The following is a 26,307-nucleotide window of genomic DNA, read 5'->3' as shown; positions in this document are numbered from 1 at the left end:
GTATATTGTTTCTGGTGAATTTATACGAATTAATGTGATTTTTTAAGCATTACTTCATGTTATTAAAACCAGAAATTTACACCTAAACTTAGGGAAGCTGCTTTGTAATGTTTTTGGTTAATATGTGCATAAGAGGCTATTAAGGCTAGTTTTTCCTTAAAATAATAACCAATCACAGGTCGTAAATAGATGCCTCCGGTACTATCCTCTTCAAACCCGCTACCAAAATAAGTTCCAAGATTACCGTCTATAGCATAGCCTAAATCGAAACCAGCCGCCCAGTTTGTATTTAGTTTAACCCTTCCACTAGCAGCAATTGGAATATAAAAAGCCGGTAAGGAATCAAAAGCTCCAGTCGTGTCCTCTTCAAATAAATAAATGACACCTACTGTTGGTCCTATGTAAACCTTATCAGATACCTGCCAGGAATAGTAAAAGTTACCTTGAAGTGCAAATGAGTAAAAATCGCCGGAATCAGCTAAAGGCACCCCAACATTGGCTTCAAATTTAAAGCCTTCTTGTGCGTTAAGGTTTAGCGAAGAACAAAACAGGAAAAAGACTGCGAGACATAGCCAGTTACTTTTCATAATAGTCGTTTTGCAAGTAAGAAGTCTGGCAGTTAAGGCTTGCTTAAAGATACGATAAAAAAGATTACATAAAAACAAACGCCCTAATTAGGACGTTGATCTATCTAAATAAAGTGTGTTATTTCAATTCTACAAATACAGGAAGATGATCTGAAACACAAAGGCCGTTAGTGCGCCTATCGTCTATATGACGGTAATTAAGTACCGTTGCATTTTTAGTAAAAATATAATCGATGCGATTTTCTAAAGTAGCCTGAGGGTCGAAGTTGTTAAAAGTGCCCAAAGGGCCGTAAAACGGACTTGCAGCGGTTTCTAATCCGTCATCAAGTTTTGTTTTTAAGGTTTGTATTGGGGCACTGTCTGGTGTGCTGTTTAAATCGCCCATCATAACCAGCTTTTCTTTGGTAATACCTAATTCTTCAATAGTTTTTAAAATGAGTTTCGCCGATTCTTCCTGTGCTTTGGGGCCTATATGGTCGAAGTGCGTATTAAACACATAGATGATTTCTCCAGTATACCTGTTTTTAAACAGCCCGTAAGTGCAGATACGCTCCATAGAAGCATCCCAGCCTACCGAAATCAGTTCAGGAGTTTCCGAAAGCCAGAAGGTGTTTTGTTGAAGTACCTGAAACTTGTTGCTGTCATAGAATAATGCTGAGTATTCGCCTTTGGTTTTGCCATCGTCACGCCCAACACCAATGTAATGGTAGTTTGTCGTGTTGTTTTTTATAAAGGCCACCTGATGATGTAAGCCTTCCTGAATGCCTAGAAAGTCGGGATGGTAATAGTCAATAAGTTTCGCGACTTCTGTTTTGCGGTGTTCCCACCAGTTCGCTTTATCGTTAGCCGTATCGTAACGGATATTAAAAGACATCACGGTGGTTTGTGCCTGTAACGTCGATCCGGTAAATAGCAAAGCGAATGTAAGAAGCGTGGCTGTTAGTGTTTTCATAAGAAATCGGACTTTCTATATTATAGATTTTGATGAAAGCCCGATAAAGCTACATAATATTTTTTTTAACATGTTTGTTATTAACAAGGTTAAACTACAAATTCTGATAATATATTTTAGCCGACTCTGCTAGTTCTTCAGAAATTTTAGCATCAAAACTAAAAGAATAAATCACCCACGTATCTTTAGGTTTGTAGTATTGAAAAATAAAACGAAGCGGCTGACGGTCATATTTAGCCATGTAACTTAAATGAACAAAACTACTTCCTAAAGATTTACTATTTATCTTTTCGTTTCCATAGTATTCTCCAACATAGTCTTTGTTTAAACCTTCTAGCTGACTTTTTAAATTAGATATAGCGTCCGCATTTCTAGTAATCCAGCTATTACTTTTATATAATTCATCAATAGCTTTTGAAGCGCCTTCTTTTTTAAAGGTTTTAAAAAAAGTATCTGTAATTTCTTGAGGAGTACTTTGTGCAAATGCAAATGTCATTGATGTTAAGATAAGTAATGCGCTTAAGTAAGTTTTCATAAATATTGGTTTTTTGGGGTTGTAATTTTTCTCACAATATAGATTGCTTTTCTGTAACTTCAAAATAGACATTGCAAATTTAAAGTCATAAAAAAAAACGCTCTGTACAGAGCGTTATCTATTAAAAAGTACTATGTTTTAAGCTTAATTCAGGCTATCGATAACCGTTTTTAGCTTTTGTTGAATCTCCATAGCCACGCTACCAAGGCTTTCGTTTTTCACTGCCATCATGGAGGCTACCGGATCGACGGCTGCCACTTCAATATCACCGTTGTCATTTTCCATAACCACCACATTACAGGGTAAAAACAGACCGATTTTATCTTCACTACTTAATGCCTGATAGGCGTAAGGCGGATTGCAGGCTCCCAGTATGCGGTACTTTTTAAAATCGACATCCAGTTTGTTTTTCAAGGTTTGAGTAATGTCTATCTCGGTAAGCACTCCAAAACCTTCCATTTTTAAGGCTGCGGTTACCTGTTCAATAGCTTGGTCGAAGTCTTTTTCTTTTAAAACGGTACTAAAATAATAACTCATAACGCTGAGGTTTAAGGGTTAATAATGTACCCTTAAGTTACTCATCTTTTTGCGAATAGTTAAAGCATTCCATTAGTTTATTTTAAATCAGTAACAAGATACTTGTAGCTATTCTGTGAAATATTTGAAATCTGAGGTTGTAATTTTAAAGTCATTCATTTTGGTTAATTAGATAAGGGAAAATATATTTTTTAAGAAAATAAATTACTCGTTGTTTATAGAATATTGTTTAACAGATTTTACAAAACCATTCCATTTCTCAGGATTACTTTGAATTGTGAAAGTTTTCTGGTTTTTGAAAAGTCCGGAAATAGCACCTATAATTGTTCCAGAAATAGCGCCAATTGTCACACCACTTGCTAATTCATCGCCAGACGAACCACCAGCCCAAGTAAATGTCCCTCCAGAAGAATCGGTAGGAGGATTTACCGAACCTAGAATAACTCCAGCTATAACACCAGATGTAGCTCCAATAAGTATATTATGGCCTCCAGAACGTTTGGTTTTTATCTTGTGTATGTCTTTTAGGTACAATTCGTTTAGTTTTTTACTCTTGCTTAAAACAAGAAGGGAGTCATTAATTAAATAAATATGTCCTTTTCCTATTTTCTTTCCATCAATATTAAAAACTCTAACAAATAACTTCTTTGTTACGTTGTCTTGCTGTGCTGATAAATTAATTGATATCAACAAGACCAATAATAAAATTACTTTTTTCATTACTTAAACTTGTTATTAATGGTTTTGTATACAAGTTCTTGGCGGATTGGTTATAATCTAAGATAAATAAAATTAACGACTTATGGTTTTGTTTGGTAGGTATAGTGCTTTATAATACCCTCCGTAAAAACATTTATAAATCCTGAAAAAAGGTTGCCTAAAATAACAAGGCTAATAGCTAATATGATTGTCTTGAATAGTTTCCTTTTCATTAGATAGAGTTTTTAAAATGTTATATGGTATTAAAGCTAATTAGATTGAAGGTATTTTTATTATAAAAATAAGGTGTAATGAATTTTATATTTTGTTAGGGGTTGATTTTTTTAATAAAAAAGGCAATAACTTTCGCTATTGCCCTTAAAAATGAAATATATATGTTTAAGTACTGCGAAGAACGGAGTCAATTTGTTCAACGCATCGGTTATTGTGATTAGTTATCTTAATTAAGACGTGATTTGTGCCTTAGCTTTTGGATAATCGATATAGCCTTCTTTTCCAGGGGTATAAAAAGTGCTTTCATCCCATTCTGCTAAATCTAGATTGTTTTCAAACCGTTCTACCAAATCGGGGTTTGAAATAAAAGGCTTTCCAAAAGCTACTAAGTCGGCATCTCCTGCCTCTATTACTGCATTTCCCTTTTCTTGATCAAAATTGGCGTTAATCATTAAAGTACCTTCATATAGTGGTCTAAAATGTTTGGCAATATCTGTTACAGCAAAAGGCACATCGCTAACATCTGTAAATGGTTCAGACAAATGCACGTAAGCTAAATCATAATCATTAAGTTTTTTAATAATGTACTCGAAAGTGGGAATGGTTTCTTCATCCAGGGTGATTCCAAACAATCCATGTAATGACGGATTGAATCTAGTACCTATTTTTTGTTCCGGTATCACTTCCTTTATAGCTTCTAATACTTCAAAAAAGAAACGTGCCCTGTTTTCTATAGTACCGCCGTACGCATCGGTACGAGTATTGGCGTTTTTGCTAAAAAATTGATGAAATAAATACCCATTGGAAGAATGTATTTCAACCCCATCAAAACCAGCTTCCATAGCATTTTTGGCCGCTTGTTTAAAATCTTGTACAGTACGCTTAATGTCTTCTAATGTCATTTCTTTAGGCGTTACCGTCTCCTTAAACCCGTCAGGGGTGTAGGATTGAGCATTTGGATTAATAGCTGAAGGCGCCAAAGGTAAGTTGCCGTTGTGGAAATCTGGATGCGACATGCGTCCCACATGCCATAATTGAATAAAAATCTTTCCTTCTTTGGCATGCACACGCTCGGTTACCTGCTTCCAGCCTTCTATTTGTTCTTTACTATAAATGCCAGGAGTGTTTACATAACCTACGGCTTCTTTTGAAACTTGTGAGCCTTCTGTAATGATTAATCCGGCACTGGCGCGTTGTTCATAATACAGACCTTGAAGATCATCGGTAGGCGTCCTTTCATCATTAATAGCTCGACTTCTCGTCATAGGAGCCATGATTACACGGTTCTTTAAATTTAATTTTTGCGTATTGTATGTTTGTAATAAGGCTTGTTTACTCATGATGTCACAATAATTTTTAGGTTATTAAATGATTCTTTTATAGACTCTTTTCAGAGCTATAATCAAAATTATGAAACATGGTTTTATTTCCCTAGGTATATAAGTGGTTTAACTTGATTTTATGATTTTAGGACTGTAGCTGTTTTTATATTTCACATTATACCATTTGTTGCCTTTATAATATCTAGAGAACCTATTAAATGGAACAATTGTTGGTTGTGGTTATAAAAAAACATGTAAAATAAAATTAGCCCAGCCTTTTGCAATTTTATATTCTTTCATTTTGAAAGTAAGAAGAAGTCTTAGAGTTACTAAAATCTGATTTTTATGATCTTACGCTGTATTGCTTTTTAAACTTTTCGCTGCTAATAATTAAGTAAATACTGTAGATTAAACTACCTATTATAGCTACTTTCATGAGGATGCCATTAAGTATAGACCGTGGTTCAAGTATGTAATTTAGTATATTAATACCTATCATTAAGAGCAACGGGATACTTGTTAATAACAAAGGCTTTTTTTTAATAAAAATAGCACAGAGTAGGAAGATTATAGAAATAATACCATTAAGTATTAAGTCGATTATATCATAAGAACTATTCCAAATTCCAACGATTAAAAAAAGAACATTAAGCCCTGTTATAAAAAATAATATTTGCTGACTTTTTTCGATGGAGTTATCCGAATCTGTAATAACACCTTTCGCACTTATAAATCGCCCAATGTGAATTCCTTTTTCTTTTTCAGAGCCATTAAACGGGAAATTACAATTGTTACAAATAGATAGTTGTTCTTGATATTCTTTTTTACATGCAGGACATTGTAGGTTGTTCATATGATTTTTTGTTAAATTATTTTCCTTCTATAAATGATTGTAATTGGTGTATTTATTCTTTGTGATATAATTATTTACGGTCATAACTTCCAATTAACTCTCGTTTTTATGTATTCTTGTTGTTTTATTTTTAAGTCTACTTTCGCTCTTAGGGTCTATTGAAAACCGAAAGGATATTCCGACTACAAAACCAAGATAGTAAAATTGCGAATATTTTTACATGGGGAAAATATAAAACAATAAATTTAAGTCTTGATAATAGCCATTTCTTTAAATGTTATTAAGTCTGGTTTATTATCAATTTGTGCTTAGTTCTTTTTATAATTACGTTTTTTGTAATTCTTTATCATTTTGCCAAAATCCTTATCTTTCTTGCGTTTTTCGGCAACAGTCGATTCAAAGTGTTCTTTTTCTCGCTCCATTTTCAAGAAGTTTTCGTAGGATGAATGGTCTATTTCGCCACGTTCAACAGCGCTTAAAACTGCACAGCTTACTTCAACGGTATGCGTGCAATCTTTAAACTTACAGTCTTTAGCACATGCAATAATTTCATTAAACGTCATTTCTAAACCTGCTTTAGCATCGGTAATGCCAACTTCCCTCATGCCGGGGTTGTCAATAAGTATTCCGCCATGTTCAAGAATAACTAATTCACGGTGACTCGTAACATGCCTGCCTTTATTTGTACTGGTACTAATGGTATTGGTTTTCATCAACGCTTTGCCCGATAAGTTGTTTAACAGACTTGATTTCCCTACACCCGATGAGCCTAGTAAACAATAGGTTTTACCTTTTTTAATATGCGTTTTAAGAGTTGTAAGTCCTTTTTTAGAGGCGTTGCTTATGGGAATAATCGGGACGTTTTTTATTCTTTCTTGAATGTTGTTAACCACTATTGATAACTCGGTGTCCGAAATCAAATCGATTTTATTAAGCACAATAATCGGACTTACGTTAGAGGTGTGGCAAATGGTTAAATAGCGTTCCATTCTATTCACGTTAAAGTCTCTGTCAACGGCTTGAACAATAAAGGCGTAATCAATATTTGTAGCGATAATTTGTTTTTCTCCATGTTTTCCAACGGCTTGTCTCTCAATACTGGTTGTCCTTGGAAACACCGCGTGAATAAGCACTTTATCAGCATCATATTCAGATATGGCTACCCAATCGCCAACAGCAGGAAAGTCAGATCTGTCCTGTGCAGTAAAGCGTAAATTTCCAATAATTTCAGCGTCATATTCGCTTTGTTCTGTTTTTACAACATACCTTTCCTTATGCTCTGAAATCACCCGACCGACTTCAAAAGCATCAAGATGCTGGCTTTTTCTAAATTGTTCCAGTGCTATGGTATATCCTAAATCTTCGAGCGTCATTGGTTTCTTGTTGTATTAAACACAATGGTTTTTATAACCGTTAGTTACCTGATTAAAGTTAATGATTTTTGGTTTAAGATAGTTCGATTTTAAGGGAAGCTTACAATGTTTTTATAATGGAGGCAAGGTGTAATGTACCTGTTATTTATGATAGATTTTACTTATAAATGTTATTTTATAACTGAGCCATTAATGTAGTTTTTTGTTTCTGTTAAATTACCAAGTTCATCATAATAATTTACTGAACCATTTCCATTTACTAAAGTACCTTTTTGAAGGGGGTTGCCTTTGTTGTCAAAGCATGAAATTATTTTCAAGAATTTACCATCATCCCAAAGTCTTAATTGATAAATACTGTTATTACGATGGTATATTTTCCATATACCTGAAGGTTTTCTGTTAACTATTTCTCCTTCTTCCCACAATTCGCCAGTCTTTCTGTATGTTTTCGATTCTGCTATCCCTTTTCCAAGACTATATTCTCTGGTAATAAACAATTTACCGTTATCATAAAATTCTTTATGAATACCTGTTTCGTTACCGTGATTAAATTTTCCAATAAATTTTAATTGTCCTTTGTTGTTGTATGCTTTCCAAACTCCTGTTTGTTCTCCATTATCATATTCCCCAATTAGTTTTATTTGGCCGTTGTTATGAAATGATTTGTATGCTCCTATTGGTTTTCCATGACTATATTCTCTGGTAACAAATAATTTACCGTTATCGTAAAATTCTTTATGAATACCTGTTTCGTTACCATTGTTAAATTCCCCAATAAATTTTAATTGTCCGTTTTTGTGAAATATTTTTTGTTCTCCTATTGGTCTTCCGTTTTCATGTTTACCAATTTGTTTTAGTTGTCCGTTATCGTAAAAGGCTTTGTGTTCTCCTGTTTTTTTTCCTCTAATATAAGTTCGAGTAAAACTTAATTGCCCATTTTCATAATATGATTTCCATAGGCCTGTTTGTTTTCCCTCGTTATATTTTCCGGTAAATTTTAATTGCCCGTTTTCGTGATATACTTTCCATTCTCCCGTTTTGTGCCCGTTTTTAAATTTGCCAGTATCGCTTATTTTCCCATTATCATGATAGTATTTCCATTCTCCTGTGGCTACATCATTATCGAATTCTGCAATTTTTTTTAATGTTCCATTGTCATGATAGTATTTCCAAATACCTGTTCGGTTTCCATTTTCATGATCGTATTTCCAAATGTTTTTTGGGTTTCCATTTACATCATCATATGTTCCAGAGCGTTTTAATTGCCCATTATCGTAATATGATTTCCATTCTCCGGTTTTTAGCCCGTCATCAAATTTACCAATATCACTTAATTGTCCATTTTCATGATAAAATTGCCAAATGCCTGTTCTTTTTACATTTTTATATGTCCCGATTTCTTTTAAAGTTCCATCTGGATAATATGTTTTGTGTTCTTGAGCATGTAAAAAGTTAAATGCTAATATTGTTAAAAAGGTGAATAATAATTTGGGTGTCATTAGTTGTATTACAGTGTTTGTGGATTTTCAGAAATACTCGAGAACAGCGCCATTACTTATAGAGACAGCAACCATTTTAATTTAAAAATTGTTCGACTACTTTTAAAAGTAAAGTGGTTGGTGCTATTATTAATCCAAGATAAAAAATATATTTTCCGTGTTTTCTATTATTTGCCGAATATGAATATACTTTTTGTCCATTTGGTAATGTTTTTTTAGAAGTCCACAAGAAATACCCAATTATCAGTCCTAAAAAGCCACCTAAAAGCGAAAATATATAGCCGGTAATAATCCACGGTTTTTGGTTTTCTTCTGGTTTTGCTAAATCTTTTAACCTTTCATTTTTTAATGAGTTTAGAAGTTGTTTATCAACTGATTTTCCTCTTTTTTTAAGTATGTTTTGAGCAAGACTATAGTCAAACGCATTCCATTCATCAGACTTTAACAAAATTTCATAAAGCTCCTCGTCTGTGAAATTAAATAGATAATAATCTTTGTCAATGTGGGCAATTAAATGTTCTGCATGTTGTTCAAGAATGTTTTCGGCTTGTTTAAAGTCTGATTGTTTAAGTCTGACTTCGAATTCATGTTGTAATGTGTTTCCCGAAAATGAGATGTCAAACGTAGGAATATTATCATCAAGCACAGATTCAATTCCGTTTTCTTTTAGCAACTCTTTTAATTCATTTGCTTCTTCTAAAGTCGGAAACTTTTTAAATGTTGAATATTTATCTTTCATTTAGGGTTTATTGGTTAACGGTTTGGCTATGATTTCGGCGTGGAATCGTCCGCAGGGCTATTCCGCAGAGAAAACAAGCTGATTTAAGGTTTTTACTTTTGGTTTTTGCACTGTCTCCACGCTGAATTATAGCCGTTGTTGTAACACGTTTTTTTTATTCGTCCGCCCAAAAATCCACCTGCTATAAATGTCGGAATAAATCCGAACAATAATATCCAAAAGAACGGCTTATAATAATAGTCAACAATCGCGTCATAAATTCTATCTCCGCTCGTAAGTCCTTCTTCCACAAATCCAACAGTCGAGCCTCCAAAAACTCCGCAAATTAAAATAATCATTAGTCCGAACATTCCAACCAGGGCAGGATTCCACTTTTTTTGACAAATCAAATTCTGCATTTTGTTTCCGATATAATAACCTGAAACGAATAAGGCTGTTATTCCAAGTGCGAAATTTAACGGGAAGTCCAATATGAAGTCAAACAAATCTTTGATTGGATTTTTAGTACCAGCCAAAAGCCATAGAAAAATGAAAATTGCAATTAGTAGATTTATTCCAATTGTTATAAAGGTGTATTTCACGGCTTTGTTCATTCTGTCAAAATTCAGTCAAGGAGGTTGAGTTAAATGTGTTACAACTGGTTTATATGCGTTATTATTTGTTTGATAATATCCTAACGAGGTAGGATAACAACATATTTCAGGTTTTAAATATAACGCTTATTCTTACATTTTTAAACCGAAGTTACGCACAGTTTTAAAGACTTATTAACAGTTGTGCATAGTTTGTATTCCTGTTTAACAGCACCTGTATACCACCTTTCTTCAGCTAAAGCTGTTTTTTAAAAATATAACCCTGAGCGAGAGCTGAACAATCCTCGAACAAAACTGCAACAAAACCCCTGTTTTTTTGGCTTCAGTCTCAAATCGTCTCAAACTGTCTCAAATGGTCTCATGCTGTGTCAATGTGTGTCAAATGGTGTCACGGGTTTGTGAATCAGAGGGTTGTGTGTTAGTTTCGAACTGTTTAACCCCTAAAAATCATATATCATGGGAAAATTTAGTAAAGGCATCCTTGGAGGGTTCTCCGGAAAAGTAGGTAACGTGGTGGGTGCACGTTGGCGCGGACAAGATATTATGCGCAGTTTACCGCAACGTGGTAATTATGTGCCAACAGCAGCACAGCTCGATCAGCGGGTGCGGTTTAAAACGGCTATAGGTTTTGTAACGCCTATAAAAACTATCTTGTCGGCGTATTATGGTAAACAGCAGGGCGATAAGAGTACCTTTAATCTGGCCACGGGTTATGTGTTAAAAGAAGCCTTATTACCGGATGGCTTAGGCGACTATACCATAGACTACCCCAAAGTGCTGATTGCCAAAGGTGATTTACGCGGTCTGGCGAATGGGGCCGTGGTAGCGGCTGCCAGTCAGGAACTCACCATCACCTGGGATGATAACAGTGGACAGGGTAATGCCACCACAACCGACGAGCTGGTGGTAGTCGTGTATTGCGAGGCGCTCGATTTGTTTGAAACGGCTAACCCGGCAGGAACCAGAGACCTTACCACGGTACAAATTCCATTGCCACCATATTGGGCAGGGCAGCAGGTGCAGGTCTGGGCCAGCTTTGTAACAGCTGATAAGCAACTGGCTGCGACGAGTACGTTTTTAGGTGCGGTGACGGTATCGTAAGGTGTAAGGCGTATGTCGTGAGACGTGAGTTGTAAATAGTGAGGGGTGTTGTGCTTCTCACTTTTTTTGTGATATGCCTGTTCATTTTTTTTATTCGTCCATGTTTATTGTTTTTTGGAGCTCATGATAAGCTTCGCAGTTTGCTTGTCCTAAAAGAAACTAACCTTGTTAATTTTTATTCGGAAGAAGAAGTTAAGATTTGTGCTCTTATTTTGCGACCTATGATTCATTTTGTAGTAATATCAGTTTTAAGGGAGCGCAGGGGAAGAGGAGCATGGCCTAGCGTAGCGTTTGCCATGCGCATGTAAAGCCTTAAAGCTAGATATTCAAGAAAAGAATCAGAAGTCTAGCGTTTTTTGTTACTTTTTTTGGTAATGCAAAAAAGTAAGGTAACAAGAGTGTTATCTGTTCATTTTGACTTGATTCAAAACGAACCAAAAAATCAAGTCAAAAACTAGGAAATTGCTAAAGCACCATTCGTTTCCGGCATTGCATGCTTGAAGCTGTGCTTCGCAGTTCCATGCCTTCACTCATTATTTCTGATTTTTGACAGGGTTAGGTTGTATGTAATATTTTGTTTCTATAGATACTGAAATCGAAGATTCAGCGAAGCTAAACCAGTTCAGCATGACAAACAAACATTGTCATTCCGAACTGGTTTTGGAATCTTTACGGTATGTTTCTTCTATTAAAATTAGATTATAGAGTTTAGTCATGATATTTTTATAGATGCTGAAATAAATTCAGCATGACAGAGGGAGAGTATGGTAAACAAGTTCAGCATGACAGGATAAATATGACAAACAAACATTGTCATTCCGAATGTGTTTCGGAATCTCCATCTTTAGTTTCCACGGGTACCTACAAATCTTCCCAACGCATATTATGCTGCATCAAATTCAGAGTGAAATACTTCGGGTAGTAGCGCGTGCCTCCCATAGTGGTGTAAGGCAGTTGTTTTTGTTTGCACCAGCGATATAAAGTGCTTCGGCTAATTTTAAAGAAGCGTTGTACTTCATCGGCGGTCATCCAGTGCTCATCTTTAAAAGCATGTTTTTTAGGGTGTTCAGGTTTCATAATAGAGGGCTTTGGGTACTTGTGTAACGACATTTATGTCATAAATACATGGATTAATAATTTGTAAATCACATAGTTAATAAAAATCTTACAGATAAAAAATACTTACTTCTACGTATTTTTTGATCATCATGTTTTAGGGATATAAAAAAACACCCGAACCAAAAGGCCGGGTGTTTTGTAATTATTTGTGTGGTAAAGTGATTACTGTCTGGTGTCCGATTTTAAAATGGCATCAATAGCCTTGTTAATATCTAACGATGCAGCTGCCTGACGTGGCGGAAACTCTTTAAATGTTGCCAGATGATCGCTTAACAAACCTATGGCAGGTTGCATAACCCAAGATTTCTCCATAATTAAATGGAAACCAGTGATATCGTCGTATTTTTCAAATGGGTCTTTTCTTAAGTTAAACAACTGCGGCATGGTGTGACTAACCATATCATCAAAATAACGCTCTTTGGTTGCAAAGTGCATTTTCCATGGACCTACACGCATAGCGGTTAAGCCAGATTCGTAGTAATAAAAGAAATAGTTTCTGGCAGACTTATCTGCTTTACCTGTCCAGTAGTCTAGATTTTGGAAGCCGTCTACATAAACTTTATAAGTCATATCGCCGGCTTTGTACCCTTTCTTTAAGTCGTCTTTAATGTTTTCTTTACCTACAGCTGCCATAAGGGTAGGTAACACGTCTTCGTGAGCTGAGATGCCGTTTCTAACTAAACCAGCAGGAATACTTTTAGGCCAGCGTACCATAAAAGGCGAACGTACACCGCCTTCGTAAGTGGTCATTTTTTCGCCTCTAAACATGGTAACCCCTGCGTGTGGGAAGGTACTTTGTTCCGGACCGTTATCGGTGGTGTAAATTACAATGGTATTTTCATCGATACCTAAATCTTCCATATAATCTAACAGTTGCCCTACATGCCCATCATGCTCCATTAAACCCGAACCAAATAAGTCCATATCGGTACTAATAGGTGTAGCCAGATTTCTTGATGCTTCTTTTAAGTGGGTGTACACGTGCATACGGCTGGTGGCGTGCCAAATAAAAAACGGCTTTTTAGCATCTTTAGCACGTTTCATGAAGTCTTTGGTTTTAGCTACCAATTCTTCATCAAAGGTTTCCATACGCTTAGACGTTAGTTTACCAATATCGGTAACTTTTTGTTTACCGATAACGCCAAAGCGCGGATCTTCGGTGCTGTCATAAGAGTCTGTAGCATAAGATTCGATAATACCACGAGGCCCATATTTTTCGTAGAAGGCTTCGCTTTTTGGGTAATCGGCTTGTTCTTCTTCTTCCGATACGTTTAAGTGATACAGGTTACCAAAGAACTCATCGAACCCGTGAACCGTAGGTAAATGCTCATTACGGTCTCCTAAGTGGTTTTTACCATACTGAGCCGTCATGTAGCCCATAGGTTTCAATAATTCCGCCAGGGTAGGGTCTTCTTTTTTAAGTCCCAGAGGATTACCTGGTTGCCCTACGGTGGTTAATCCGGTACGTACTGGTTTTTGTCCGGTAATAAAGGCGGCACGCCCGGCGGTACAACTGGGTTGTGAGTAGTGGTCGGTAAATATCGCACCTTCTTTAGCGATGCGGTCGATATTTGGCGTTGGATATTGCATACCTAAACTATAGCACCCTAAGGAGTTAGGTGCCACGTCATCCACCATAATAACTAAAATATTGGGTTTGTCTTGAGCGAGTGCCAAGAAAGGGAATACGAATGCTGAAAACAATATTCGTTTAAATAGTGGTTTGGTTTTAATCATAATTATAGAAATTAAAGTTTAATATTTAAGTGTTACTCTATACTTGTAAGATAATGCTTTAAAAATACGTAAAAGAATATTTATCGACAAAGTAAATTAGGCGTCTATTTTGTTAAAATTCAGGATACTTTGTAACCGATTGTATGACCTGATTAGCTTAAAAATGTAGGGTTTCTTTTAATTATTATGTTTTGCAGGGAGTGAAAACTGATATTAAATTGGTGCCATTAGCAAACAAAAAGGTCCGGATTATATCCAGACCTTTTTAACTTGTTTATGTGTGTTGTGTTACTGATGGCCTTTTTTAACTACAGCATCCATAACATTCGACATATCAAAACTTTTACCACCTTGTACCGGAGGATAGTCGAGTAAGGTTTTAATATGCTTGTTCATTTGTTCTCCCATTGGAGCCATAAGCCAGGATACTTTTTGCATTAAGTGACCGTAAGCGTCTTCAGATTTATAGCTTTCAAATGGATCCATTCGAAGATTAAAGATAATTGGCGCTGTTCTTGGTTCTATATTACTATAATACGTTTCTTTCCAGTTAAAATGGAATTTCCAAGGCCCCATACGAACCGCATTTAATTTGCTTTCGTAATAGTAGTAGAACATATCTCTCTCAGATTCCTGAGTTTCGTTTTTCCAGTATGGTAAGTTGTTAACCCCGTCTATATATTGTTTTTTCTCTTTCATCATTTTGTCTGCAACGTTATCAACACCCGCAGCAGCTGCTAAAGAAGTAAACATATCCATATGTGCCTGAATACCGTTTTTAACCTGGTTAGGTTCGATAACGCCAGGCCATTTTATCATACTTACAACACGAACACCACCTTCGGTAGTTCCCATCTTTTCACCACGGAATGGTGTAGTACCACCATGAGGCCATGAATTGTGTTCTGGTCCATTATCGGTAGAATACCAGATAATAGTGTTTTTATCTAAGCCTTGATCTTTTAACCATTTTAATACAGTTCCTATATCGTAATCGTGTTGTAACATACCGCTGCCGTAATAATCGGCTTCTGAAGTGAAGTTTTCTGCCGCATAGCGCCATTTATCATTTAAACGGGTGTATAAGTGCATTCTTGACGTATTTAACCAAACAAAGAAGGGTTTCTTATCGTCCTTGGCTTTTTTCATGAACTTTTCTGCCATAGGGATAACTTCAGAACCGTCAAAATCTTTCATGCGTTCCTGTGTTAACGGACCTGTGTCTTCAATACGTTGTTTCCCTACTTTGCCAAAACGCGGATCATCTGTACTGTCTTCTGAATTGGTTGCCCAGGAGTGGATCACACCGCGCGTACCAAATTTCTTTTCGTACGCTTCTAAATCACCAGAATAAAGCTTTGCAAAATTCTGATAATCGCGTTGTTCTGATTCTTCCTGAGTATTTAAATGATAAAGATTGCCGTAGAATTCATCGAAACCATGAGCGGTTGGAAGGTGCTCGTTACGGTCGCCCAGGTGGTTTTTACCAAAGTGTCCGGTGGCGTAGCCTTCTTCTTTTAATACTTCGGCTAAACAAGGTGATGCGGCCTGAAGTCCTAAAGCATCTCCGGGTTGTCCTACGGTAGTCATACCACTTCTAATCGGGTATTGTCCGGTAATAAACGAGGCTCTACCGGCAGTACAGCTGGGTTGCGCGTAATGATCGGTAAATCGGATACCGTCGAAGCCAATCTGGTCAATGTTTGGTGTAGTGTAACCCATGGTACCCATACCGTAAGCACTTACATTTTGCCAGCCAATGTCGTCACCCCAAATAACTAAAATGTTGGGCTTGTCTTGGGCAAATATGCCCAAAGTAGCACTTAAAAACAGTGATGCAGCAATAGTTTTTAAATTCATAATTTAAAACAAGTTAAAGGTTAATAAATAGTTTAAGGTTATACCCCTCTAGAATAAATAAGCTTGTATTGGTTTCTTCTAAAGATACGAATATTTGTGTAATTTACTGATAGTTAATATTTTCTTTGTGTTATGGATACATGAAATTAAAATATTATGTATTTGTTAGTTAAAAATATGGGAGTAAAAAAAGCCCAAGCATTTGCTTGGGCTTTTAATAATTATAAAAGAGATGTTATTGTTTACCTTGCTGTAATTGTTTAATAATTTCAGAAAAGTCAAAACTAGCAGCTTTTTGCAGCGGAGGATATTCAATTAAAGTTTTAACATGTTCCGCCAGAAGCTCTTGCATAGGCTCATTAATAAATTGCTTACGCTGAAGCATGTCTGACCTATCCGTTAAATTATCAAAACTTTCGTAAGGGTCGAAATGTAGGTTGTACATGATTGGAAACTTTTGTTTCACATATACGGCATAATAATCCTCACTGGTTTGGAAGTGCATTTTCCATTGATTTATTCTTACAGCTCTAATATCCGATTCGTGATAGTATATATAGTTGTTTCGGTTACTCTTGTCGCTTTTACCTAACCAATAATCAAGGTTATTAACCCCATCGATATATTGTTTTTTTTCTTTCATCATCTTATCGGCAACATCTGGTACACCTGCAGCGGCTGCTAATGTTGTAAAGATGTCCATGTGCGATTGAATACCTTGAAGTCTTTGTCCGGCAGGAATATGATTTTGCCACATTACCATGGTAGGTACTCTTACACCACCTTCATAAGTGGTCATTTTCTCTCCTCTAAAAGGCGTCGTTCCACCATGGGTACGTGCACTGTGTTCCGGACCATTATCTGTAGAATAAACCACGATAGTGTTTTCCAGTAGTCCCATTTTTTCCAATTCGTCTAGAATATCCCCAACCATCATATCATGTTCTATCATTCCACTTCCATAAAAATCATGCTCGGTAGTATATGGTAAAGCTAAATAGCGGCTTTCAGGTTTTAGACGCGTAAACATGTGCATTCTACTTGGATTAAACCAGGCAAAAAATGGTTTGTTATCTGATTTAGATCTTTTGATAAAGTCCATCATGGCTGCTTTGAACTCTTCATCAGCCGTTTCCATTCTTTTTCTTGAAAGTTGTCCGGTATCTTCAATTTTCTGCTTACCAACTTTTCCGAATCTTGGATCAACCGTTTGGTCGTCCTTATCAGTTGCCCAGGTGTGAAGCACGCCTCGGGTTCCGTATTTTTTGAAATATTCAGGGTCCTGAGGATAGTCTTTTTGTTCAAATTCTTCCTGTGTGTTCAAGTGATATAAATTTCCGAAGAATTCGTCAAAACCGTGTACTGTAGGAAGGTGTTCATTTCTGTCTCCTAAATGATTCTTACCAAACTGTCCTGTAGCGTAACCTTGCTCTTTTAGCACTTCAGCAAGCGTCGGACTTTCCTTTTTCAGTCCAAGTTCAGCTCCTGGACGGCCTACGGTGGTCATACCACTCCTAATAGGGTATTGTCCGGTAATTAATGCGGCACGCCCCGCTGTACAGCTTGGTTGCGCGTAGTGTTCTGTAAACATGGCACCTTCTTTAGCAATACGGTCTATATTAGGTGTTGTATAACCCATAACGCCATTGCCATAGGCGCTTACGTTACTCCAGCCCACATCATCCGGAAAGATGATTAAAATGTTGGGCTTGTCTTGTGCCAGTGTAACTAACGGTAATACAAATACCGCAAATAGTATTCGTTTAATTAAGTGTTTAGTTTTAATCATAATATTGAAATTAGAGTTTAAAAATTAAGTGTTAATCATAATTTGTATGAGTAATTCTATAAAATTAAGAAAATTAGTACTTGTTAGCAAACCTATTTAGGTTGTTAAATTGTTAAAATTTAAGGGAGGGTTGACAGATTGAAAGAGAAAAGCCCCTTGTTATGTACGGTTACAGACCTTAATATTGAGGTTTTACAAATAAATCCTGTGAAGCCATAAATTAGCTGTACCTTTGTGCCTTAACAAAACGAGGTGGTCTACAAGAATGCATGTTCATCTCTACAACCCGCGAGGGTTTACTAAATTATTTTTATGTCATTTACCACCTTAGGCTTATCTGATGCCTTGCTAAAAGCAATTAGCGAAAAAGGATACACTACTCCAAGCCCGATACAACAAAAAGCTATTCCACCAATATTAGAAGGGCACGATGTTTTGGCTTCGGCACAAACCGGAACCGGTAAAACCGCCGGATTTACCTTACCCTTATTACATACCTTATCGGAAAACCCTAAGGAAAAATATCGCCCTATTCGCGCTTTGATTTTAACACCAACTCGAGAGCTTGCTGCGCAGGTATACGATAATGTGAGAGCTTACAGTGCGCATTTAAATATACGCAGTGCTGTTATTTTTGGTGGTGTAAACCAGAAACCACAGGTAACAACTATTAGGCGAGGCGTAGATGTTTTGGTGGCGACACCGGGGCGTTTATTAGATTTACAACGTCAGGGCTTAGTGTCTTTAAAGCGCGTTGAGATTTTTGTGCTTGATGAAGCCGACCGTATGCTGGATATGGGCTTTTTACGTGATATAGAACGTGTGATTAGCATCATGCCGGAGAAGCGCCAGAACTTAATGTTTTCGGCAACCTTTTCACCTGAGATAAAAAAATTGGCACATGGAATTTTAAGACATCCTGTGCAGGTGGAGGCTACACCCGAGAATACGACAGTTGATGCTATTAGCCAAAAAGTATATCGTGTTGCCAAAGGTTTAAAGGCTGGGTTATTAACCAAACTGATTTCTGATGGAAAATGGAAACAGGTTTTGGTGTTTACCAGAACCAAGCACGGTGCCAATAAGTTAAGTGAAAAATTGAAAAAGGCTGGAATAACGTCTGCAGCCATTCATGGTAATAAAAGTCAGGGGGCGCGTACTAAAGCCTTGGCCGGATTTAAAAACGGTAGCGTTCGTGTATTGGTAGCAACCGATATTGCGGCTCGTGGACTGGATATTCCGTTATTGCCTCATGTGATTAATTACGAGTTACCAAACGTTTCTGAAGATTATGTGCACCGAATAGGGCGTACTGGTAGAGCCGGAGCACAAGGGGAAGCTTTATCTTTGGTAAGTGCCGATGAAACGACCTATTTAAGAGATATTGAAAAGCTAATAGGATTAAAGATTCCAGTTTCTATTGAAGCGGGGTTTGAGCCAGACCCAAATGCATCGACCAAGCCAGAGAAGCGTCAGCAAGGTAGACGTAATCCTGGGAAGACAAAGTCTGAAAACAGTGCGCAAAAGGGCAATACCGATAAAAGTCAGGCGCGTGGCAGACGTACCCGTAACAGAAGAAGCAATTCTTAAGTTTATAAATATTAAGTCAGTAGATAATTCAATACTGGAGTATGCGTCAAAGTTTAAAAGACATTATAATAGATGTTTGTAATAAGAAGATAGCAGCCAAAGGCGATCAGGTTGGGATATCTTTTTATGCGTTTTTTAAGAACAAAAATGACAATCCGGAGTTATTAATGGAAGCCGCCACATGGTGGATACAAACCCATAAGCTGGATCATTTTGAAAAAGCATTGAAAGTAAAAAGTTTAATAGAGCACTCTTGATGGAAGCACAACCTAATAACCCGATGCATGGTGTTAAGCTGGAGCAAATTATTAATGATTTGGTGGCGCATTATGGTTGGGAGTATATGGGGCATACGGTAAATATCAATTGTTTTAAAAGTAATCCGACGGTTAAATCCAGTTTGAAGTTTTTGAGGCGTACGCCTTGGGCCCGTGCTAAAGTGGAGGCGATGTATTTAAATATGCTGAAACAGAAAAACCGATAATAAAAAACAACCCCATACTAAAAAGCATGGGGTTGTTTTTTACTTTGAGTTGAGACTTAGTCTACTTGTACCTGACCAATCTGGTCTATCTCTTCTATATTTTCATTTTTAGGATCCGGACCGTATTTGTTAGCTCCTCTTTCGCCTTCCGTTACGGCTAAAATTAAACTGTAAATAGGAATTAATAAAAACCAACCACTTTTACCTACATCATGCATTCTGCGAACACCAACTGCCAGCGACGGAATTAATACAGCAAGAGAATAAATCATGTAAAGTGAAGCTAAAGCATACATTTCAGTTGCTACAGCAATAACACTTAGAGTTATTGATAGTCCATAAGTGAATATCATGTTAAATAAAAAGAACATCCAATACTCTTTGCGGCGTGCGCGACCATTAAAGTTTGCGTAATTATCTTTTACGACTTTTAAGTACCATTTCATAAGATTTGGGGTTAGTTAGTAAATTAATTTTGACAGTAAATATATTCAAATTACCATTTAATATACAACTTATCTGTCGTTATTTGTATTACAAACCTTTAATTTATGATTGTTGCTCGCGTAATTCAATAATGTCGTTAATATAATCTTTTATGGTTTCATGGCATTCTTTTTTAGGGTCCTCGCCATATTTGTTCGTTCCGGTTTCTCCAGCCGATACCGCCAGTATGAAGCTATAAACAGGAATAAGCAAAAACCAACCGGGTTTACCTACGTCGTGCATACGACGCACCCCAACAGCAATAGAAGGAATGGTAACAGCGATGAGGTAAATAATAGGTAGCCACATGAAGTGAATAAAGTCTGTGAGTTCAACCAATATACTTGCTATATAAGCAATACTGTACGCAAAAAGTAGATTAAACGCGAAGAAAATCCAGTAGGCTTTACGACGGGCTCTGCCATGAAAATTGGCATAGTTGTCTAAGACGGTTTTTAGATACCATTTCATAATGTTAGGAGTTGGTTAATACATAGATTTGGATTAACAAGATAGTCAATTTATTTTTAAATCTATGTATTAACCTTCCATTATTGTAGTAAAATACGTGTCAAGTCTTACTGTTTCTTATGTAAATTAAAAATATCCTTACGTCTGTCTTTTAGGTTTTTAACGCTTCCAAACTGGTTGAGTTCACGTAACAGGTCGATATCAACATCAGCAATAAGTATCATTTCGGTGTTGGGCGTGGCTTCAGCTTTAATACCATTGGTTGGGAAGGCAAAATCACATGGGGTAAACACCATAGATTGTGCATACTGAATATCCATATTCTCTACTTTTGGTAAGTTGCCAACACTACCGGCAATGGCTACATAGCATTCGTTTTCTATAGCTCTGGCCTGGGCGCAATGGCGTACGCGGGAGTAGCCGTTTTGAGTATCGGTTAAGAAGGGTACAAACAAAATATCCATGCCTTCATCAGCTAGTAATCGGCTTAACTCCGGGAACTCTGAGTCGTAGCAAATTAAGACTCCAATTTTTCCACAGTCGGTTTCAAACGTTTGTAATTCGTTTCCACCTACCATCCCCCATACTTTAGCTTCGTCGGGTGTAACATGAAGTTTTTCATAACGTTCTGTTGTTCCATCACGTCTACACAAATAGCCTACGTTATATAATTTATCGTTAACCATTTCTGGCATACTCCCTGTAATGATATTAATGTTATAACTGATGGCTAGTTTTGAAAACCGGGTGACGATTTCTGAGGTATGCTTGGCCAGTTCCCGAATGGCATCTGGTGTAGACATGTGGTTGTTTTCAGCCATTAGCGGCGCATTGAAAAACTCTGGAAATAAAGCAAAGTCACTTCGATAACCCGAAACAGCATCTACAAAGAATTCAGCCTGATGCATGAGTTCGTCTAAATCTTTATAAGTACGCATTTGCCATTGTATGAGCCCCAGTCGGACAATCTTTTTTATGGTTGCGGCCTGCTTGGTCTGCTTTTCGTAATAGATATTATCCCACTCCAGAAGTACAGCGTAATCTTTACTGTCCACATCGCCTTCCAGATAGTTTTTCATAATCCGGGTAGGGTGGAAGTCGTTAGATATTTGAAAGTTTAATACCGGATCGTTAATCTCTTTGCTACGTACTTTTGCGATGTATTCTTTTGGGCTTAGCGTATCGGCATACTGTTTGTAATTAGGGATTCTTCCGCCGAAGGCTAAACCTTTTAAGTTTAAACGTTCGCAGAGTTCCTTACGGTAATCGTATAAACGACGACCTAAACGTAGTCCTCGGAATTCGGGTTTAATAAATATTTCTATACCATAGATAATATCTCCTTTAGGGTTGTGGGTGCTAAAGGTGTAGTTGCCGGTAATATCTTTATAGGTGTGATTGTCGCCAAACTTATCGTAGTCTACAATAATACATAAGGCACAACCAGCAATTTGGTTATTGACTTTAATCACCACCTGGCCTTCGGGAAACATATCGATAAGTTTCTTAATTTGAAACTCACGCCAATAGGCATCCGGCATAGAAGAATATGAAGCTATCATGGCTTCTTTCAACTCGTCGTAATCGTCTAAACTCAGGTATTCTAATTCAATATTTTCTATCTCTTCCATAAAATTTTAGGTATGCGTTTAAGAACTAAAAGCGCTATGAAATGGTCTTTATTAATTGATTTTAAACCAGCCGAAAATGATAATAAAGGCATTTCATCTGACTATTTAATAATAAATATTAACAGATGAAATTTAAGGAAATTAAATATAAGATACTGTGCTTTAGCTAAAATTTAATACTAGTCTATGAGGTAGGTGAGCTTCATGGTAATAGATGCTGTTTTCTCTTTTGACGACGTGTTGAAGGCTCCGCCCCATGAGTAATCTTCATTAGAGTTTTGACCAGTAATCTGGAAAATCCCCATTTGTGCTGTGGATAATTCACCAAGTTTAGCTCCGGAGTTTTCGGAAATGCTTTTGGCACGAAGTCTGGCGTTTTCTGTGGCTTTAGAGACCATTTCAATTTTTAAGTCTTCCAGTTGGGTGTAATAATAGCGTGGAGCTACCGAATACAGTTGAATACCTTTGTTTAAAAGTTCGGTAACTTCTCTGGATAATTTTTCAACTTTCTCAACGTCTTTAGAATTGATTTGAAGCGTCTGACTTAATGTATAACCCGTAAATTGTTGTCCCATATACTTACCTTCAGAGGAGTAGTTCTGCTTCATGTTTTTATTGGTTTCTACAGCGCTAAAAATAATAGCATCTTCGGTAATACCTTTAGTTTTAAAATAAGAAACAATCGCTTCTTTGTCTTTTTTTAAGTCGGCGTAGGCTTGTTTTAAATCGGCATTAACCTGCGAAAAACGGGCTTCCCAAACAATAAGATCTGAAGTGAAATCGGTTTTGCCTAATCCGGTAACCGAAATGGTGCCGGCTTTTTTATTACGATTGATGACAGCGTTTCCGAAAATAACGGATGCCACAACGATAGCGATGGCAAACACAAGGGCACTTAGATGCTTTTTCATGAGAAGTAGATTTATAATTTATAGGATTGAATTTGAGATGAGTGTAACAAGAAACATGCCAACTAAGTTAAATAAAAAGAAGTATTTATCCTATAAAATGAAAAACCGATAAGGTTTTAAGTCTTATCAGTTCTAAATATGTGTTTTTTATAAAGTTTTATTGAAGAATACCGTTTACAAAATCACCAATAGTATCTAACTTTTCAGAAGACACATGCTTTATAAATGCACTACCAATAATAGCGCCTTTTGCGTAGGTTGTTGCTTGTGTAAAGGTTTCGTTGTTATTAATACCGAAACCAACAATTTGAGGATTCTTTAGTTTCATATCGGCGATACGTTTAAAGTATGCCGTTTGTTCGTCTCCAAAACCAGACTGACTACCAGTAACGCTGGCGCTACTTACCATATAGATAAATCCGTTGGAAATAGAATCGATATAACGAATACGGTCTTCACTGGTTTGCGGTGTAATTAAGAATACATTAACTAAGCCATACTTATCAAAAATAGCTTTGTACTCATCATGATACACGTCTACCGGTAAATCGGGAATAATTAATCCGTCAATACCTATTTCCTCACATTGTTTACAAAAGGCTTCTACACCATATTGTAACATCGGGTTGAAATACCCCATAATGATTAATGGAATATTAACGGTTTCGCGGATATCTTTTAACTGATTAAATAAGATTTCGGTAGTCATTCCGTTTTTAAGCGCCTGTGTAGAGCTGGCTTGAATGGTTGGTCCATCGGCTAGCGGATCACTAAATGGTAATCCGATTTCAATTAAATCGACACCACTTTTTTCTAAGTCTTCAATAATATTTACGGTATCATTTAAATTTGGATATCCGGCTGTAAAATATATAGATAGTAACTTTTTATCCTCCTGTAGTTTTTGCTGTAATCTGTTCATAAATTAATTTGTTTTATCATTCCCTCGAAGGAGGGAATCCTTTAAACATACTCTGAAAGGTCTTTCCAATCGGGATTTAATCCATTAATTAGATTTATCTTCCATTGGCGATTCCATTTCTTTATTTGTTTTTCACGTTTAATGGCATTATTAACATATTTAGTTGTTTCAAAATAAACCAGTTTGTGAACATTGTATCTTCCTGTAAATGTTTTTTGACTATTGTTTCTATGTTGTTTTAGTCTAATATTTAATTGTTTTGTACGGCCCACATACAGAACAGTATGATTTTTATTTGTTAATATGTACACGTAATAAACATCCATAAATATTAAATAGATTTCCGCCTACGCGGAAATAAAAAAACTAAATCTTAAAATAATCAATATAGTTCTGTAAATCTTTATCACCACGTCCTGATAAACTTACCACCACAACGTCGTCTGGTTTAAAGGGTTTTTGTTCAAAGATGGCTAAGGCATGCGAACTTTCTATAGCAGGTATAATCCCTTCTAGTTTACAAAGTTCCAATCCTGCATTCATAGCGTCATCGTCGGTGATGGCCATAAATTCGGCACGTCCCGTTTTGCATAAATGGGCGTGCATTGGGCCAACACCAGGATAATCCAACCCTGCCGAAATGGAATAAGGCTCGGTAATCTGTCCGTCTTTGGTTTGCATCAATAAGGTTTTACAACCATGGATAACACCTTCTTTACCTAATACCGACGTAGCAGCACTCTCACCAGAATCGACACCATGACCGGCAGCTTCAACAGCGATAATATTAACCTCTTCTTCATGTAAAAAGTGATAATAGGTTCCAGCAGCATTACTACCACCACCAATACAAGCAACTACATAGTCTGGGTTTTCACGACCTTCGTGTTCTTTTAATTGCCATTTAATTTCTTCAGAAATCACTGCTTGAAAACGAGTAACCATATCCGGGTATGGATGTGGGCCAATGGCCGAACCAATAATATAATGTGTGTTTACCGGATTGTTAATCCAATCGCGAATGGCTTCGTTAGTGGCATCTTTTAAAGTACGACTTCCAGATTTTGCAGGAACCACACTGGCCCCTAACATTTTCATTCGGGCTACGTTTGGGGCCTGACGCGCAATATCAATTTCGCCCATATATACAATACATTCCAATCCCATTAAAGCACAAACTGTAGCTGTGGCTACACCGTGTTGTCCAGCACCCGTTTCTGCAATAATGCGGGTTTTACCTAAGCGTTTTGCCATAAGGATTTGCCCGATGGTATTGTTTATTTTGTGTGCCCCCGTATGATTCAGGTCTTCACGTTTTAAGTATATTTTGGTGTTATATTTTTCCGATAGGCGCTTGGCAAAATATAAAGGTGAAGGGCGCCCTACATAGTCTTTTAATAGTTGGTTGAATTCCTCCTGAAACGTAGGTTCAGCCATGACTTTTAAATAATTCTGGCGTAATTCTTCTACATTCGGGTAGAGCATTTCGGGAATAAATGCGCCGCCGAATTCGCCGTAGTATCCTTTTTCGTTGACGTTATAGTTCATAATCTTGCTGTTATCCTGAATTTATTTCAGAATCTTTTTAGTGTTCTATAAAGCTTAACGCTTCTTTAAATTGTTTTAGTTGTTCTATATGTTTTAATCCTGGTTCTATTTCAAATTTACTGTTTACATCAATAGCATAACAGTATGTTGATGCAGGGCTTTGTTTAAATGCATTGAGTTTTTCGGCTTCATCTAAACCAATACCACCACTTAAAAAGAACGGCTTGGTTGATGGATAATCGTTTAATACATTCCAGTCGAAAGTATAGCCATTACCTCCTGGTAGCTTTCCTTTGGTATCAAAAAGGAAGTAGTCACAGACTTGTTCATAAGGTGTTAAAACTTCGAAATTGAATTTATCTTTTATGGAAAAGACTTTAATGATTTCTAATGATTTGTCAACCTGAAGGTGTTTCAGGTCCTTATCGAGAGATGCTGAAACAAGTTCAGCATTACAGTTTTTTAATTGCTTGCAATATTCTGGAGATTCCTCACCATGTAATTGTACTGCTTGTAAGTCGTGTTTTTGAATTTGTTCGATTACAAAGTCTAATGTTTCATTAACAAAAACACCAGTCTTTTTAATGCTTTTAGAAATATCTGGAATAGAGGTGTTGAAACATCTTGCTGATTTTTCGTAGAAGATAAAACCCAGGTAGTCCGGTTGCAAATCTGCCACCGCCTGAATATTATCTTTATATTTCATACCACAAACTTTTAACTTCATCTTTTTGT

Annotated in this window: 27 protein-coding genes; 4 read left to right on the top strand and 23 right to left on the bottom strand. The window is 36.7% G+C overall.

Features of this window, described 5'->3' with window-relative positions; translation table 11 throughout:
• Nucleotides 1-62: 62 nt before the first annotated feature.
• From RBH94_RS02320 to RBH94_RS02270, 11 genes are all read right to left on the bottom strand, one after another.
• Nucleotides 63-587, bottom strand: coding sequence for an outer membrane beta-barrel protein (locus RBH94_RS02320; RefSeq protein ID WP_307882205.1), 525 nt, complete (start codon nt 585-587; stop codon nt 63-65).
• 118 nt (nt 588-705) lie between these two features.
• Nucleotides 706-1,539: an endonuclease/exonuclease/phosphatase family protein gene (locus RBH94_RS02315; protein ID WP_307882204.1), complete on the bottom strand. Its 834-nt coding sequence runs from the start codon at nt 1,537-1,539 to the stop codon at nt 706-708.
• 94 nt (nt 1,540-1,633) lie between these two features.
• Nucleotides 1,634-2,074 carry a hypothetical protein gene (locus RBH94_RS02310; protein ID WP_307882203.1) on the bottom strand — a complete coding sequence of 147 codons (441 nt, stop codon included), beginning with the start codon at nt 2,072-2,074 and terminating at the stop codon, nt 1,634-1,636.
• A gap of 144 nt (nt 2,075-2,218) precedes the next feature.
• The gene (locus tag RBH94_RS02305; protein ID WP_307882202.1) at nt 2,219-2,611 is read right to left on the bottom strand and encodes a DUF302 domain-containing protein; all 393 of its coding nucleotides are present in this window, start codon (nt 2,609-2,611) and stop codon (nt 2,219-2,221) included.
• 204 nt (nt 2,612-2,815) lie between these two features.
• Entirely contained in the window at nt 2,816-3,331 is a 516-nt protein-coding gene (locus tag RBH94_RS02300) for a hypothetical protein (protein WP_307882201.1), read from the bottom strand.
• A 443-nt stretch (nt 3,332-3,774) separates the two neighbouring features.
• Complete coding sequence (locus RBH94_RS02295; RefSeq protein WP_307882200.1) at nt 3,775-4,884, bottom strand: alkene reductase; 1,110 nt, start codon at nt 4,882-4,884, stop codon at nt 3,775-3,777.
• Nucleotides 4,885-5,209: 325 nt separating this feature from the next.
• Nucleotides 5,210-5,719, bottom strand: coding sequence for a hypothetical protein (locus RBH94_RS02290; RefSeq protein ID WP_307882199.1), 510 nt, complete (start codon nt 5,717-5,719; stop codon nt 5,210-5,212).
• A 308-nt stretch (nt 5,720-6,027) separates the two neighbouring features.
• Nucleotides 6,028-7,092: a ribosome small subunit-dependent GTPase A gene (gene rsgA, locus RBH94_RS02285; protein WP_307882198.1), complete on the bottom strand. Its 1,065-nt coding sequence runs from the start codon at nt 7,090-7,092 to the stop codon at nt 6,028-6,030.
• 170 nt (nt 7,093-7,262) lie between these two features.
• Complete coding sequence (locus tag RBH94_RS02280; protein ID WP_307882197.1) at nt 7,263-8,591, bottom strand: toxin-antitoxin system YwqK family antitoxin; 1,329 nt, start codon at nt 8,589-8,591, stop codon at nt 7,263-7,265.
• 76 nt (nt 8,592-8,667) lie between these two features.
• Nucleotides 8,668-9,330, bottom strand: coding sequence for a hypothetical protein (locus RBH94_RS02275; RefSeq protein WP_307882196.1), 663 nt, complete (start codon nt 9,328-9,330; stop codon nt 8,668-8,670).
• Between the two features lie 92 nt (nt 9,331-9,422).
• Nucleotides 9,423-9,923 carry a hypothetical protein gene (locus RBH94_RS02270; protein ID WP_307882195.1) on the bottom strand — a complete coding sequence of 167 codons (501 nt, stop codon included), beginning with the start codon at nt 9,921-9,923 and terminating at the stop codon, nt 9,423-9,425.
• Nucleotides 9,924-10,379: 456 nt separating this feature from the next.
• On the opposite strand from RBH94_RS02270, the gene RBH94_RS02265 reads away from it, so the two are divergent.
• The gene (locus tag RBH94_RS02265) at nt 10,380-11,024 is read left to right on the top strand and encodes a DUF6266 family protein (protein WP_307882194.1); all 645 of its coding nucleotides are present in this window, start codon (nt 10,380-10,382) and stop codon (nt 11,022-11,024) included.
• Between the two features lie 861 nt (nt 11,025-11,885).
• On the opposite strand, the gene RBH94_RS02260 is transcribed toward RBH94_RS02265, so the two are convergent.
• The 4 genes from RBH94_RS02260 to RBH94_RS02245 all read right to left on the bottom strand — a co-directional run bounded on the left by RBH94_RS02260 (nt 11,886) and on the right by RBH94_RS02245 (nt 17,529).
• Nucleotides 11,886-12,101: a helix-turn-helix domain-containing protein gene (locus RBH94_RS02260; RefSeq protein WP_188223566.1), complete on the bottom strand. Its 216-nt coding sequence runs from the start codon at nt 12,099-12,101 to the stop codon at nt 11,886-11,888.
• A 204-nt stretch (nt 12,102-12,305) separates the two neighbouring features.
• Nucleotides 12,306-13,880, bottom strand: a complete 1,575-nt coding sequence (locus RBH94_RS02255; RefSeq protein WP_307882193.1) for an arylsulfatase — start codon at nt 13,878-13,880, stop codon at nt 12,306-12,308.
• A gap of 288 nt (nt 13,881-14,168) precedes the next feature.
• Nucleotides 14,169-15,740, bottom strand: coding sequence for an arylsulfatase (locus tag RBH94_RS02250; RefSeq protein ID WP_307882192.1), 1,572 nt, complete (start codon nt 15,738-15,740; stop codon nt 14,169-14,171).
• Between the two features lie 235 nt (nt 15,741-15,975).
• The gene (locus RBH94_RS02245) at nt 15,976-17,529 is read right to left on the bottom strand and encodes an arylsulfatase (RefSeq protein ID WP_307882191.1); all 1,554 of its coding nucleotides are present in this window, start codon (nt 17,527-17,529) and stop codon (nt 15,976-15,978) included.
• Nucleotides 17,530-17,841: 312 nt separating this feature from the next.
• Here RBH94_RS02245 and RBH94_RS02240 point away from each other — a divergent pair, with 312 nt between their 5' ends.
• Genes RBH94_RS02240 through RBH94_RS02230 form a run of 3 tightly spaced genes read left to right on the top strand, consistent with a single transcriptional unit; the run spans nt 17,842 to nt 19,603 of the window.
• Nucleotides 17,842-19,119 (top strand): DEAD/DEAH box helicase, encoded by a 1,278-nt coding sequence (locus RBH94_RS02240; protein WP_307882190.1) that lies wholly within the window; start codon nt 17,842-17,844, stop codon nt 19,117-19,119.
• 41 nt (nt 19,120-19,160) lie between these two features.
• The gene (locus RBH94_RS02235; RefSeq protein ID WP_188223570.1) at nt 19,161-19,376 is read left to right on the top strand and encodes a DUF6500 family protein; all 216 of its coding nucleotides are present in this window, start codon (nt 19,161-19,163) and stop codon (nt 19,374-19,376) included.
• Entirely contained in the window at nt 19,376-19,603 is a 228-nt protein-coding gene (locus RBH94_RS02230) for a VF530 family protein (protein ID WP_307882189.1), read from the top strand. The genes RBH94_RS02235 and RBH94_RS02230 overlap by 1 nt, the downstream gene beginning before the upstream one ends.
• A gap of 56 nt (nt 19,604-19,659) precedes the next feature.
• On the opposite strand, the gene RBH94_RS02225 is transcribed toward RBH94_RS02230, so the two are convergent.
• The 8 genes from RBH94_RS02225 to RBH94_RS02190 all read right to left on the bottom strand — a co-directional run bounded on the left by RBH94_RS02225 (nt 19,660) and on the right by RBH94_RS02190 (nt 26,299).
• Nucleotides 19,660-20,049 (bottom strand): DUF805 domain-containing protein, encoded by a 390-nt coding sequence (locus RBH94_RS02225; protein WP_307882188.1) that lies wholly within the window; start codon nt 20,047-20,049, stop codon nt 19,660-19,662.
• 103 nt (nt 20,050-20,152) lie between these two features.
• Complete coding sequence (locus tag RBH94_RS02220) at nt 20,153-20,560, bottom strand: DUF805 domain-containing protein (protein ID WP_307882187.1); 408 nt, start codon at nt 20,558-20,560, stop codon at nt 20,153-20,155.
• A gap of 107 nt (nt 20,561-20,667) precedes the next feature.
• Entirely contained in the window at nt 20,668-22,191 is a 1,524-nt protein-coding gene (locus RBH94_RS02215) for a bifunctional GNAT family N-acetyltransferase/carbon-nitrogen hydrolase family protein (protein WP_188223574.1), read from the bottom strand.
• 179 nt (nt 22,192-22,370) lie between these two features.
• Entirely contained in the window at nt 22,371-23,102 is a 732-nt protein-coding gene (locus tag RBH94_RS02210) for an SIMPL domain-containing protein (RefSeq protein WP_307882186.1), read from the bottom strand.
• A 157-nt stretch (nt 23,103-23,259) separates the two neighbouring features.
• A complete protein-coding gene (trpA, locus tag RBH94_RS02205; RefSeq protein ID WP_307882185.1) occupies nt 23,260-24,024 on the bottom strand; it encodes a tryptophan synthase subunit alpha in 765 nt (254 codons plus the stop codon).
• A gap of 41 nt (nt 24,025-24,065) precedes the next feature.
• Nucleotides 24,066-24,350, bottom strand: coding sequence for a GIY-YIG nuclease family protein (locus RBH94_RS02200; protein ID WP_258226113.1), 285 nt, complete (start codon nt 24,348-24,350; stop codon nt 24,066-24,068).
• 40 nt (nt 24,351-24,390) lie between these two features.
• Nucleotides 24,391-25,572, bottom strand: coding sequence for a tryptophan synthase subunit beta (gene trpB / locus RBH94_RS02195; RefSeq protein ID WP_307882184.1), 1,182 nt, complete (start codon nt 25,570-25,572; stop codon nt 24,391-24,393).
• A 37-nt stretch (nt 25,573-25,609) separates the two neighbouring features.
• A complete protein-coding gene (locus RBH94_RS02190) occupies nt 25,610-26,299 on the bottom strand; it encodes a phosphoribosylanthranilate isomerase (protein WP_307882183.1) in 690 nt (229 codons plus the stop codon).
• Nucleotides 26,300-26,307 lie beyond the last annotated feature (8 nt).

The sequence above is a fragment of the Aestuariibaculum sp. YM273 genome (genome assembly GCF_030908365.1).
In the GTDB taxonomy this organism is placed as follows: Bacteria; Bacteroidota; Bacteroidia; order Flavobacteriales; family Flavobacteriaceae; genus Aestuariibaculum; species Aestuariibaculum marinum.
This window is presented reverse-complemented; position numbering and strand designations above follow the sequence as displayed.